Genomic DNA, 10,945 nt, shown 5'->3' with positions numbered 1-10,945 from the left:
CGACCAGCGCGGCGATCACGTCGCCGTGGGTGGCCCGGTTGACCTTGTCACGCATCGGGGCGAGCCGGTCGATCGTGCCCGCCAGATCGAGGCGGGCCAGGTAGTCACGCACGACGGGCAGCGCGCCGAGCGGCTTCTCGACGCTCGGCGGCCCGTAGTCCATCACGACCGTCACAGCCAGGAACAGTCCCAGGCCTGTCACTACCGATCGCGGTCACCCCGACGTGATCCGAACAAGAGACCAAGCAGCTGGCTCACCGCACGCACGTGCGGAAGACAGGACTAGCTCGACGAGCCGGGCCTGACCGACCTGGTGATCTTCCTGCTGGTCCTGGCCGCCGTCTTCGTGGTCAGCCGCGGCCGCGACGCCGAGACCTCGGCGTTCTCGTTCGCCCCGAAGGTCCGGCCCGTCCCGGAACGGCTGCGTGACCTGTGGTGGATCCGCCACCTGGAGCGCGTCCCGTTCCTGCTCCTCGGCGTGCTTGCCATCGTCCTGCCGCTGCTGGTTCACCAGTCCTCCCGGCAGCTGCTGTACACGATCATTCTCGGCTACGCCATCTGCGCGGCGTCGGTCACGATCCTCACCGGCTGGGCCGGGCAGCTCTCCCTCGGCCAGATGGCCTTCGCCGGCCTCGGCGCGCTCACCGCCGCGGCGCTGAACCGCGGCCTGCGGATCCCGCTCGGGGGCAGTACCGTCAGCCTGAACGCGCTGCCCTTCCCCGTGTCCGTGCTGATCGCGAGTCTCGTCACGGCCGCGATCGCCGCGGTGGTGGGTGCGGGGGCACTACGGGTCCGCGGCCTGCTGCTCGCGGTCAGCACCTTCGCCTTCGGGATCGCCGCCGAACAGTTCCTCTACCGGCGCGATCTGTTCCAGGACGAGGGAGCGCACACCGCCTCGTTCCCCCGCAGCACCGCCTTCGGGATCGACATCACCGACCAGCGCAGCTACTACTACCTCGTCCTGGTCGTCCTGGTCGTCCTGGCCGTCGTGCTCGCAGTCGTCGCCCGGCTGCGCCGCTCGGGCGTCGGGCGCACCACCATCGGCGTCCGGGACAACCCGTGGACGGCGGCCGCCTACACCGTCCGGGCAACGCGGGTGAAACTGCGCGCCTTCGCGCTCGCCGGCGGCATCGCCGGCCTCGGAGGAAGCCTCCTGGCCGGCGCGGTCCAGAACGTTCCCTACTCCGACAGGTACTTCCTGTCCGCCGACTCGCTCGCCCTCGTGTCCATCGTGGTCATCGGTGGCCTCGGCTCGGTGTACGGCCCCGTCCTCGGCGCCCTGTGGGTCATCGGCCTGCCCGCGATCTTCCCGGACAACGACATCGTCCCCCTGCTCACCTCCAGCCTCGGCCTCCTCGTCCTCCTCCTCTACTTCCCCGGCGGTCTCGTCCAGATCGGCTACAGCGCTCGCGACGTCCTCCTGCGTGCCGCCGAGCGGCGCCTGGGACCCCCACCAGCCCGCGCGCCGCAGGCGGCGCCCGCCAGGGTGCTGAGCCGGACCATCGAACGCGAGCCACTCCCCGCCGAGCTGGCGGTCCTGCGAACCACCGACCTGCGCGTCCGGTTCGGCGGCCTCACCGCCGTGGACGGCGTCTCCCTCCAGGTGAAACCAGGCGAGATCATCGGCCTGATCGGCACCAACGGCGCCGGCAAGTCCACCCTCATGAACGCCATCGGCGGCTTCCTCCCCGCGGGCGGCACCGTCGAGCTCGCCGGCCAGGACATCACCGGCGCCAGCCCCGCCGCCCGCGCCCGCGCCGGCCTCGGCCGCACCTTCCAGACCGCCACGCTCTTCCCCGAGCTCACCGTCCGCCAGACCGTCCAGATCGCCCTGGAAGCACGCGGCCGCACCGGACTCCTCAGCACCGCCCTCCACCTTCCCCACACCTTCCGCCACGAACGCGCCCAACGAGCCGCGGCCGACGACCTCATCGGCTTCCTCGGCCTCGGCCGCTATACCGACGCGTTTGTCGCCGACCTGTCCACCGGCACCCGCCGCATCGTCGAACTCGCCGGCCTCCTCGCTCTCGACGCACGCCTGCTCTGCCTCGACGAACCGACAGCGGGAGTCGCCCAACGCGAGACGGAGGCCTTCGGGCCACTAATCCAGGAAATCCGCCGCGAACTCGACGCAGCCATGCTCGTCATCGAGCACGACATGCCACTGATCATGGGGATCAGTGACCGCGTCTACTGCCTGGAAACCGGGCGGGTGATCGCCGACGGAGAACCCGACCAGGTACGCAACGACCCGAAGGTCATCGCGAGCTACCTGGGCACCGACGAACGCGCCATCAGTCGCAGCGGCAGCGTGCCCGGCCCGGCGGCAACCGGCCCCGAGGTCATCAGTGCGTCGTCCACGTAGGCGAAGCGCCCGAAAAGCTCCACCGAGATCCAGCCTGTCCGCTCAGTCGCCCTCTTTCTGGAGTTCTGAAAGATGACCGCACCCCGCCGCGCCCGCCGATACGGCTCTTTATTACTTGCGACAGCCACCGCACTCACCCTCGCCGCCTGTAGCGTCGAGTCGGACGACGACAACGACACGCCGGGCACCGGCGGGACAGCCGCGGAGGTGTATCCCGCCCCGCCGGCACCGGCAACCGCGACCGGGGTCACCGCCGACAGCATCAAGATCGGCTTCGTCTATCCCGACCTGGAGAAGGTCAAGCAGTACGTCGACGTCGACCATGGCGACTACCAGGCCGTCTTCCAGGCGTTGGTCGACGAGGTCAACGAGGACGGCGGTATCGCAGGTCGCAGAATCGAGCCGGTCTACGGCGCGGTCGACGTGCTGTCCCCGGCGGGTGCCTCGGAGACCTGCGTCAAGCTGACCGAGGACGAGAAGGTCTTCGCCGTCCTCGGCAGCCTCAACGCCGAAGATGTGACCTGTTACGTGCAGACCCACAAGACGCTCGTCGTCGGTGGTGACCTCACCGCCGAGCGCTACGCCAAGGCCCAGGCGCCCTGGGTCTCCGACCTGCGCGGCGGCGACGAGCTCGGCGAGGGCCTCCAGCAGTTCATCGACAACGGCGCCCTGTCCGGCAGGAAGCTGGCGGTCGTCGCCTACCGCGACGACCAGGCGGTCCTGGACAAGGTCGTGCTGTCCAGCCTGCGCGCCAAGAACATCCCCGTGACCGAGACAGGTGTCCTGGACGCCGACACCACGGACCCGGCCGCCGTCTCGTCGCAGCTGAACGTCTTCATCCAGAAGTTCCAGTCCGCGGGTGTGGACACCGTGCTCCTCGTCGGCGGCTCCCAGGCCCAGTTCCCCGCCGAGATCCAGAAGGGCAGCTACCGGCCCCGTCTGCTGTTCGCGAACAACAGCACAGCCAGCTCCTACGTTCTGGGCGTCCGGGGCGGCGATCTGAGCGCGCTGGACAACGCCCTCGCGCTCGGGCAGGCCACCAACTACGCACCGGCCAACAACCCGTGCGTCAGCACTGTCGAGGCCGCGCTGCCCCAGACCCGGGGAAAGATCATCGAGCCGGCGCTCACCCCGAGCGGGGAACCAGCCTGGGGCACGTCCGAGGCAGCTGCCTGCCGTTACCTGACCCTGTTCAGGGCCATCGCCGAGAAGGCGGGCAAGGACCTCACCTACAAGTCCTTCCAGGACGCCGCGTTCTCCCTCGGCGACTTCCGCCTGCCGACGGTCGTCGACGAGGCGACGTACAGCCGCGAGTCGCCGGCCGGCAACATCCCACCGCGGATCCTGCCCTGGAACCCGGAGCGGAAGGCGTTCCTCCTCAGCAGCTGATCGGCTGCTGTCCGGCGCTGCCCGACCGGCTGACGCCGGCCGGGCAGCGCCGCATCACCGGGTGAGCAGCGACGCGAAGAGGAGACCTCGTCTTGACCATCACCACACCGACCCCCGAGAAGGTCGCGGACCTGGTCTCCCAGCTCACCCTGGAGCAGAAGGTCGCCCAGCTCACCGGGTTCGCCGTCACCGATCTCGTCGTGCCTCCCACCAGCCCAGGCCCGGGTGGGGCGGGGGCGGACCCGCGGAAGACCGGCCCGGCCATCGACTCTCCGTCGCCTCGGCCCGGTCGCCCAGGCGTCGAACGCCGTCCTGCTCGCACCGCTGCTCGGCGAGGAGGCCGGCGCGGCGATCGCCGGCACGGTTTTCGGCACGGTCAACCCCAGCGGCAAACTGCCCAGCACCTTCCCCCGCCACCTCGGCCAGGTGCCCCTCTACCACGGACATCATCACGGCAGTGGCTACGGCCACCCCACGGGCTCCCGGCACGGCTACAACGACCTCGCCGACAACGGCCCGCTCTACCCCTTCGGCCACGGACTGTCCTACAGCACCTTCGACATCGCCCTCGACGACTCCGCCGGGGCGCCCGTCGAGGAGGTCGAGGGGATCATCCGAGCGCGGCTCGCCGTGACCAACACCAGCGACGTCGACGGTGAGGCCGTCGTCCAGCTCTACGCCCGCGACAAGGCCGCGATGGTGGTCCGCCCCGTGCGACAGCTGATCGGTTTCACCCGGCTCACGCTGGCGGCGGGCCAACGCACGACCGTCTCGCTCGAAGCCCCCGTCGAGCGCCTCTTCTACACGATGGTCGACGGCTCCCGGGGTGTCGAGGCCGGCGAGGCGACCCTGCTCGCCGGGTTCAGCAGCGATGACATCCGCGCCACCGGGACGATCACCGTTCCCGCGCGCAGCGCCCGAGCTCCGGTTCCTGGAGACAACAGGTTCCGACGTGACGGCCGAGCGGATACCGGCGGGGCCGGACCCCCTGCGCGTCCGGGTGGTGATCGGCCCTCTCGACCAGACACTCGCGGCGCAGGACGGGATCGCCGCGGAGCATCTCCTCGCCATCCGTGCCGTCACGTACCCCGAAGGCCGCGGTCTCAGCCAGGGCCCCGATCTGATCGAACTCGGCTGGGTCCGGGACGGCGTCTTCCAGGCCCTCGCCGCTGTCGACGGCCGGTACCTGTCCACCGAGGTCGCCAGTGGCTTCACCGGCCAGGTCGTCGGCGTCGAGGCGGTGGGCAACACCGACGCCACGCTCGCCCGTTTCGCCTACCAGGCGATCGGGTCGAGCTGACCCGGAGCAGCAGGATGGCGGGCCTGGCGGATTCCCATCACACGTGTCACACATGGATCAAGGTGTCGTGTGGGACACCGCTGCCGCCGGCCTTCCGCGCGGCGGAAGAGAGCCGCGACGGCGCCCGGCTGTGGTGCCTTCTGGAGAATGGGGTACGCATGACGTTTCGCTGGGGTATCGCCGGGACCGGGGCGATCGCCAGAGGTTTCGCCGACGCGCTGAGTCGCCTTCCGGAGGCTCAGCTGGTCGCCGTCGGTTCCCGCAGCCGGCAGACCGCCGACGAATTCGGTGAGAAGTACGGAGTCGCCCCGCGCCGCAGGTACGACTCGTACGAGCGCCTTGCAGCCGACGACGGTATCGATATCGTTTATGTGGCCTCCCCGCACTCGCAACATCACGAGCACACCCTGCTTTTCCTGAAATCCGGGCACGGGGTGCTGTGTGAGAAGCCGTTCGCGCTCAACGCCGGCCAGGCCGCTGACATGGTCGCCACGGCCCGAGCACACGGAAGGTTTCTGATGGAGGCGATGTGGAGCCGCTTCCTGCCCGCCTACGTCACGCTGCGCGCCCTGGTGACGGCGGGCGACATCGGTACCGTGCTCTCGGTGGAGGGTGACTTCGGATTCCGGTTGCCGATGACACCCTCCCACCGGCTGTTCGACCCTGCGCTGGGCGGCGGTGCGCTGCTGGACCTGGGCGTCTATCCGGTGTCGCTGGCCAGCATGCTGCTCGGTGAGCCGAGCCGGGTCGCGGCGTTCGGGCAGCTCGGCGAGACCGGTGTCGATGAGCACCTCGCCGTCCTGACCTCCTACGACAGCGGCGCGATCGCGATCGCCAAGGCCTCGCTCCGTGCTGGCCTGGCTTGTACCGGCCGGGTCACCGGCACCGCCGGAAGCATTGAGCTGCCGGCGTTCATGCACTGCCCGGACGAGCTCGTCGTGCAGCGGGGGAGTGACACCGAGCGCCTGCACCTGCCGGCGGCCCGGGACGGCGACGGCGACGGGACGGCCGGTGGAGGCCTGCATCACCAGGCCCGTCACGTACACGAACGGTTGCGGTCCGGGCATCTCGACAGCGACATCATGCCGCTGGACGAATCCGTCTCGATCATGCGAACGCTCGACGCCGCGCGCGCCCAGATCGGTGTGCGCTACCCCGCGGACAACACCTGACCCCGCGCCGCGCCGTCTGCAAACCTCACGATTCCCTCTCGGATCCTCAGATCACGCATCCCTCTTCCTGGCGCTTCAGATGAGTCCGCCGGCGCGGGCCACCTTGCCGAGCCAGTGGGCGGAGGGTTTGACGGTGCGGGTGAGGGTGGTGCGGTCGCCGGCGACGAGCCCGAAGGTCATCCGGTAGCCGGACGTCCACTCGAAGTTGTCGAGCAGGGACCAGTGCAGGTAGCCGCGGACGTCGACGCCGTCGGCGAGGGCGCCGGCCAGCCCTTCGAGAGCGGCGGTGGTGTAGGCGATCCGGGCGTCGTCGTCGTCGGTGGCCATGCCGTTCTCGGTGACGAGGACGGGCACGCCGGCGCGTTCGGCGGCGAGTCGGACGGTGTGGCCCAATGCTTGGGGGTAGACCTCCCATCCGGTCTGCGTGGTGGGGGCCCCGGGGGGGACGGGCAGGACGCCGTCGGGGCCGATACGTTCCCGGGTGTAGGTCTGCACGCCGACGAAGTCGTCGTCGCGGGAGACGTCGAGCCAGTCGAGCAGGGCCCTGGCGTACGGCGCGGCAGCGTTGTTCGCCGCCGTCGGCGGGCTGGAGGTCGATGAGGGCCAGCGTCCAGCCGACAGCTGGGTTCCCGGGACCGGATTTGATGGCGTCCACGGCCTTGCGATGGGCCCTGGCCATCACCTCGACGGCGGGGGCGGCCCACGCCGCTCCTGAGTGTGTCCCGCCGGGAGGCGGGCCCTCGCTGCTGGTCGACAGGCCGAGGGCCTCGTCGCGGGACGCGGCCGGGATGACACCGAGGTGCACCATCAGGGAGATGACGTTCGGCTCGTTGAACGTGCACACCCAGGGCACCAGGTCACCGATGTGCTCGGTCACCCGGCCCGCGTACCGGGCGAACCGGTCCGCCGCTGCCGGGTTGCTCCACCCTCCCGCGTCGGCGAACCATCGCGGTGTCGAGAAGTGGCTGTAGGTCACGACCGGGGTGACTCCGTGCTCGAGGCAGGTGCCGACCATCCGGCGGTAGTGGTCGAGAGCGGCGCGGGAGAAAAAGCCCTCCTCCGGCTCGATCCGCGCCCACTCGACCCCGAACCGGTAGGCGTTCAGGCCGAGGCCGGCCAGGGTCGCGATGTCCTCCGGGTACCGGTGGTAGTGATCGCAGGCGTCTCCCGACGGCTCGGCGAACCTCGAGTTCTCCGCCCATTCGCTGTGCCACATGTCGGAGTTGACGTTGCCGCCTTCCACCTGGTGCGCCGCGGTCGAAGCACCCCACAGAAAGCCGTCGGGAAACGTGCTCATAGCCGGTGGACCTCCTGGGGGGAATCCTGTTCTTTCACGTCAGGTGGCTGACGGTGACATCGGAGAGGAAAGAGCGGCGGCCGTTCAGCTCGGCGGTTTTTCCGACGACGTCGAAGCTGCCGCGCAGGCGGATGTCATCGGAGGAGCTGCCGGCGAGAATCTGGATGGGGCCGGGTTCGAGGACGAATCCGCCGTCGAGGGCGACGTAGCCGAGCTGGCTCATGGGCACGGTGAAGGCCACGGTCGCCGCTGCGCCGGCGGCCAGACTGACGCGGGTGAAGCCGACGAGCTCCTGGGCTGGCCGAGTGACTCCGGTGGCCTGGTCGGAGAAGTAGAGCTGCACGACCTCGTCGCCCGCCCGTGCGCCGGTGTTGCGGACGGTCAGCCCGACGGTGACGGTGCCCTCGCTGTCGACCTCGGGTGAGCTGACCGTGAGGTCGTGGTAGTCGAAGGTGGTGTAGCTCAGTCCGTGGCCGAAGGGGAACAGCGGGCCCGACGCCATGTCGAGGTAGCCCAGGTGCATGTCCTGGTCGGTGCGCCGGTAGCCGGTGCCGGTCGGCTGGCCGGAGTAGACGGGCACCTGCCCGGAGTGCCGCGGGAGGGAGACGGGGAGCCGGCCGGCCGGGTTGACGTCGCCGAAGAGCACGTCGGCCATGGCGGTGCCGGCGTGCTGGCCGCCGTAGTAGCCGTAGAGCAGCGCCGGGAGCAGGTCGACGACCGGGGTCAGGGCCATCGGCCGGCCGGTGGAGACGATGCCCACGCACGGCGTTCCGGTGCCGGCGACGGCCCGGACGAGCGCGACCTGGTTGGCGGGAAGGTCGATGTTCGCGGTGTCGCAGCCCTCGCCCTCGGTGATCCGGGGGGTGAACCAGCCGGCCCGTCCGCCGAGGGCGAGGATCACCACGTCGGCGTCCGCGGCGGCGGCGACCGCCGCCGGGATGTCGGCTGGTTCCTCGTCGAGGACACCGCAGCCGGTGGCCACGGTCACCTGCGCGTCGGGCACGGCCAGCCGGACGGCCTCGGCGAGGGACAGCGCCCCGTAGGCCTCGCGGATGTAGTCGTCGATCGGCGTCCCGATGGGCTCGGCGAGCTCCTGGCGCATCAGCGCGGCCGCTTCGGGGGTGATGTCACCGGCCATGTTCTCGGTGCCGGGTATGTGGGCCCGCTCGCCGGTGAACCGGGCACGGAGCATCTCCAGCGCGGCCGGGTAGGTGTAGGGCGGGAACGCGAAGGAGATCCCGTCGGCGTGCGGGCCGACGATCGCGATCCGGCGCAGGTCCCGGGACAGCGGCAGGGTGCCGTCGTTCGCCAGCAGGGTCACCGACTGCTGGGCGAGCCGGTAGGACAGGTCGACACCCTGGCGGGCGACTCCGTTGACGACAACCGGGTCCTCGTCGGCGTAGGGCCGGTCGAACAGGCCGAGCGCGAACTTGTCCCGCAGGACCCGCCACACGGCCTGGTCCAGCTGCTCGGCGGGAACCGTGCCGGCGTCGACCGCCCGCGCGAGCGTGGCGCCATAACCGTCGGAAACGGGAAGCTCGACGTCGAGGCCCGCGGCGAGGGCGAGCCGGCCGGCCTCCTCGGCGTCACGCGCGACGCCGAGCCGCTTGTACAGGTGGCGGATGGTCTCGTAGTCGGAGACGACGATGCCGGCGAAACCGAGGCGTTCCCGCAGCAGACCGGTGAGAATCTCGGGGTTGGCGCCGACCGGGATGCCGTCGATCGTGCTGTAGGAGTTCATCACCGCGCCGAGGCCGGCCAGTCTGATGGCGGCCTCGAACGGGCGGGCGTACACCTCGTACAGCTCCCGGGCCCCGATGGCGGTGCGGGCCATGTTCTGCCCGGCTTCGGTGAGGGCGTAGCCGAGGAAGTGCTTCCCGGTCGCGATCACACCCTCGCGCGGGTCGTCGCCCTGGATGCCGCGGACGAACGCGACGCTCATCGCGGACACCAGGTACGGGTCCTCGCCGTAGGTCTCATGGACCCGGCCCCAGCGGGCGTCCCGGGCGACATCCATGACGGGGGACAGGACGAGCGGGTGACCGATCGCCCGGGCCTGCCGGCGCAGGACGTCCGCCATCTCCTCCACACCGGCGGGGTTCCAGGTGGCGGCGAGCCCGATCGCGGTCGGGAACGTGGTCAGCCCGGGCGAGACCACCCCGTTGAGGGCCTCCACGTGGAAGAGCGCGGGAATGCCCAGGCGGGTCCGGGTGACGAGATAACGCTGGATCTCGTTGACACCCTTCGCCAGGTTCGCCGGCGTTCGGTGGCTGAGCATCCCGAGCGGCGCTATGTGGCCGATCCCGTTGCCCAGGAGACGTTCGGCCTGTGCCTGGATCAGGCCGTCCACACCGAGCAGCCCGACCGGCATCAGACCCGTGATCTGCTGCGCCTTCTCCTCCACCGTCATCGTCCGCAGAAGCGCGTCCGCCCGGGCCTCGGGCGTCAGCGTGTCGTCATACGTCATCGTCGACTCCTTACTGATGCGTCAGCCGGTCAGCGTGCGGATACCGGTGTTCGTGGCCTCCTGGTCCAGGAGTTCTCCCTCCTGGGCGCCGCCGCCCTCCGGAAGATGGCCGAGGTCGTGGAGACGAGAACCCAAGCGCGCTAGCGCGCACTAGTGCCGTGGATCGACAAGCTAACATCGGGTTGTTAGCGCGCGCAAGTGGCGAGATCGAGAGCGCCGGTACGGCGGCGGCTGCTGCTGCTGCTGCGTCGGCACGTACCAGCACGGCGTGCCTGGTCTCAGGTGTTGCGGCCGCCGTTGACGTTGAAGGTCTGGCCCCAGCCCGCCTCGAGCATGCCCGGGAGGACGACCTGGCAGCAGTCGAAGGTGCCGGTGAGGTTGACGGCGATCGACCGGTTCCACTGCTCGGTACTGATCTCCAGGAACGGCCCCTCCGGAGCGATGCCGGCGCTGTTCACCAGGATGGTGGGGCGGCCCAGCCGGCTGCGGACCTCCTCGGCGCCGGCTTCGACGGCGGCGCGGTCGGTCACGTCGACGAGGAGGCCGATCGCTGCACCGCCGGTCTTCTCGATCAGGGCCGCCGTCTGCTCGGCGGCGCCGTTGATGTCGAAGACCGCGACGGCGACACCGTCGGCGGCCAGCCGCCTGCTGATGGCTTCGCCGATGCCCGATGCCCGATGCCCCGCCGGTCACGATCGCTGTGCGCACGGTGCTCACTGGATCCCCTCGCTGCCGACGAGCGTGGACCGGTGCATCACCCGCGGTTTGGTCCGGTCGAACGGACAGGCCCGGTGGATCAGACCGACGTTGTCCCAGATCACCATGTTGGAGGATCTTGAGGATCCCGCCGACTGCCTTGACGAGATCATTGATCTCTCTGCGGGTGAGGCGGCGGCTGGTGGTCTCGACGCGGCCGGTACTGGTGCTCCGGCGAGGCTGGTGCTCCGGCGGCGCT

The 10,945-nt window shown here is 70.2% G+C and carries 6 protein-coding genes and 5 pseudogenes; 5 read left to right on the top strand and 6 right to left on the bottom strand.

Annotated features, from left to right (window positions below):
- Positions 1-202 (bottom strand): annotated as a pseudogene (locus B207_RS39675) (hypothetical protein); the annotation flags it as partial.
- A gap of 84 nt (positions 203-286) precedes the next feature.
- Between B207_RS39675 and B207_RS33455 the strand changes: the two are divergent.
- Positions 287-2,365 (top strand): annotated as a pseudogene (locus B207_RS33455) (ATP-binding cassette domain-containing protein); the annotation flags it as partial.
- 72 nt (positions 2,366-2,437) lie between these two features.
- Positions 2,438-3,754 carry an ABC transporter substrate-binding protein gene (locus B207_RS0110805; protein ID WP_026310924.1) on the top strand — a complete coding sequence of 439 codons (1,317 nt, stop codon included), beginning with the start codon at positions 2,438-2,440 and terminating at the stop codon, positions 3,752-3,754.
- Here B207_RS0110805 and B207_RS40600 read toward each other — a convergent pair.
- Positions 3,744-4,019 (bottom strand): hypothetical protein, encoded by a 276-nt coding sequence (locus B207_RS40600; protein ID WP_195905278.1) that lies wholly within the window; start codon positions 4,017-4,019, stop codon positions 3,744-3,746. The two genes, B207_RS0110805 and B207_RS40600, sit on opposite strands and share 11 nt — an antisense overlap.
- Between B207_RS40600 and B207_RS38205 the strand changes: the two are divergent.
- The 3 genes and pseudogenes from B207_RS38205 to B207_RS0110780 form a co-directional block, all read left to right on the top strand.
- Positions 3,980-4,612, top strand: a pseudogene (locus B207_RS38205) (glycoside hydrolase family 3 C-terminal domain-containing protein); the annotation flags it as partial. The gene B207_RS40600 and the pseudogene B207_RS38205 overlap by 40 nt on opposite strands.
- A gap of 94 nt (positions 4,613-4,706) precedes the next feature.
- A complete protein-coding gene (locus B207_RS40595; RefSeq protein ID WP_018636546.1) occupies positions 4,707-5,054 on the top strand; it encodes a hypothetical protein in 348 nt (115 codons plus the stop codon).
- A gap of 158 nt (positions 5,055-5,212) precedes the next feature.
- A complete protein-coding gene (locus tag B207_RS0110780) occupies positions 5,213-6,226 on the top strand; it encodes a Gfo/Idh/MocA family protein (RefSeq protein WP_018636545.1) in 1,014 nt (337 codons plus the stop codon).
- A 75-nt stretch (positions 6,227-6,301) separates the two neighbouring features.
- On the opposite strand, the pseudogene B207_RS33450 reads toward B207_RS0110780, so the two are convergent.
- The 4 genes and pseudogenes from B207_RS33450 to B207_RS39670 all read right to left on the bottom strand — a co-directional run bounded on the left by B207_RS33450 (position 6,302) and on the right by B207_RS39670 (position 10,814).
- Positions 6,302-7,523 (bottom strand): annotated as a pseudogene (locus tag B207_RS33450) (glycoside hydrolase family 1 protein).
- Positions 7,524-7,557: 34 nt separating this feature from the next.
- Entirely contained in the window at positions 7,558-9,990 is a 2,433-nt protein-coding gene (locus tag B207_RS0110765; protein ID WP_018636542.1) for a glycoside hydrolase family 3 N-terminal domain-containing protein, read from the bottom strand.
- Between the two features lie 296 nt (positions 9,991-10,286).
- Positions 10,287-10,707, bottom strand: a pseudogene (locus B207_RS38200) (SDR family NAD(P)-dependent oxidoreductase); the annotation flags it as partial.
- Positions 10,704-10,814, bottom strand: a complete 111-nt coding sequence (locus tag B207_RS39670; protein WP_018636539.1) for a TauD/TfdA family dioxygenase — start codon at positions 10,812-10,814, stop codon at positions 10,704-10,706. The gene B207_RS39670 and the pseudogene B207_RS38200, both read right to left, overlap by 4 nt.
- Between the last annotated feature and the right edge of the window lie 131 nt (positions 10,815-10,945).

Origin of the sequence: Parafrankia elaeagni (genome assembly GCF_000374165.1) — a bacterium.
Classification (GTDB): Bacteria; Actinomycetota; Actinomycetes; order Frankiales; family Frankiaceae; genus Parafrankia; species Parafrankia elaeagni.
This window is presented reverse-complemented; position numbering and strand designations above follow the sequence as displayed.

Bases quoted from the DNA above. Each gene is read 5' to 3' on its own strand.
- B207_RS0110765 (WP_018636542.1), bottom strand. From the start codon at position 9,990: ATGACGTATGACGACACGCTGACGCCCGAGGCCCGGGCGGACGCGCTT.
- B207_RS39670 (WP_018636539.1), bottom strand. From the start codon at position 10,814: ATGGTGATCTGGGACAACGTCGGTCTGATCCACCGGGCCTGTCCGTTC.
- B207_RS40600 (WP_195905278.1), bottom strand. From the start codon at position 4,019: ATGGCCGGGCCGGTCTTCCGCGGGTCCGCCCCCGCCCCACCCGGGCCT.
- B207_RS0110780 (WP_018636545.1), top strand. From the start codon at position 5,213: ATGACGTTTCGCTGGGGTATCGCCGGGACCGGGGCGATCGCCAGAGGT.
- B207_RS0110805 (WP_026310924.1), top strand. From the start codon at position 2,438: ATGACCGCACCCCGCCGCGCCCGCCGATACGGCTCTTTATTACTTGCG.